Origin of the sequence: Actinoallomurus sp. NPDC050550 (assembly GCF_040655075.1) — a bacterium.
GTDB lineage: Bacteria > Actinomycetota > Actinomycetes > Streptosporangiales > Streptosporangiaceae > Actinoallomurus.
On the sequence record NZ_JBFAJC010000151.1, the window covers coordinates 1 to 1344 of the forward strand.

1 protein-coding gene is annotated in these 1344 nt (G+C 66.1%); it reads right to left on the bottom strand.

From position 1 onward, the window contains the following. Positions 1 to 2: 2 nt before the first annotated feature. On the bottom strand, positions 3 to 1235 hold the full coding sequence (locus AB0I04_RS55150) for an IS256 family transposase (RefSeq protein ID WP_360905081.1): 1233 nt from the start codon (positions 1233 to 1235) through the stop codon (positions 3 to 5). Positions 1236 to 1344: the final 109 nt, after the last annotated feature.

Consider the following 1344-nt stretch of genomic DNA (forward strand, 5'->3'; position numbering starts at 1 on the left):
TTCTAGTGGAGGGTGATGCGGTCGCCGTAGTAGAGCGACAGCGCGTTCAGCGCTGCCTTCCACCCCGGAGTTTTGCCGGTCACGTTAGCCCGGTTCTTGCGCGGGCTGCGAATGACCAGGTAGAGCACCTTCAACGCGGCTTGGTCGGTCGGGAAGTGGCCGCGCCGTCGGGTGGCCTGACGGAATCGGGCGTTGAGGGACTCGATGGCGTTGGTGGTGTAGATGACCTTGCGGATCTCCGGTGGGAACGCCAGGAACGGGGTGAACTGCTCCCAGGCCGAGCGCCACAGCCGGATGATCGCCGGATATCTGTCACCCCAGGCCGCCTCGAAGTCGGCGAAGCGTGTCTCGGCGGCATCGACGGTGGGGGCGGTGTAGATCTCGCGCAGGTGCTTGGTGATCTGGCTCCAGTGGCCTTTGGCGGCATAGCGCAGCGAAGAGCGCACCAGGTGCACGACGCATTGCTGGACGGTGGTCTGGGGCCAGATCTGGTTGATCGCCTCGGGCAGGCCTTTGAGGCCGTCGCAGCAGGCGATGCACACATCGTTGATTCCGCGGTTCTTCAGTTCGGCCAGCACGTTCATCCAGTGCTTGGCGCCTTCGCCGCCGGTGCCGGCCCATAGGCCCAGGACGTCGCGTTCGCCGTGGCAGTTGATGCCCATGGCGACGTAGATGGGCCGGTTGGTGACCTGCCCGTCCCGGATCTTCACGTGGATCGCATCGATCAGCACGACCGGGTAGACCGCGTCCAGCGGGCGGGACTGCCATGTCGCCAGTTCCTCGGCGACCCGGTCGGTCACCCGGGAGATCAGATCGCGCGAGACCTCCACGTCATAGATCTCCGCCAGATGGGCGCGGATCTCTCCGGTGGTCAGGCCCTTGGCATAAAGACTGACGATGGCCTCGTCGAAGCCTTCGATGCGGCGGGCGTGCTTGGGCACGATCTTGGGTTCGAACTCACCTGCCCGGTCTCGCGGGACCTGCAGCGGGACCGCCCCGACCTCGGTCAAGACCGTTTTGGGCGAGCGGCCGTTGCGGTGATTGCCGCCCGGCTGGTCCGGGCGTTCGCCCTTTTCATAGCCCAAGTGTTCGGTCATCTCCGCGTCCAGGGCGGCCTGCAGCACCGTCTTGGTGATGCCGGCCAGCAGCCCGTCCGGGCCGACCAGCGATACCCCCTGGGCCTTGGCCCGCTCGATGAGCTCAGCGGCCAGCTGGACATCCAGCCCAGCAGCCACCGATGCCTGCCCGGTCGTTTCTTCGTCGGTCACAGTGATCCTTCCCGGCCGGAGCCTCAGCTCCAGCCTGCCGGATCACCAGCCCGCCCACGATCTTTCAGACAGTCCC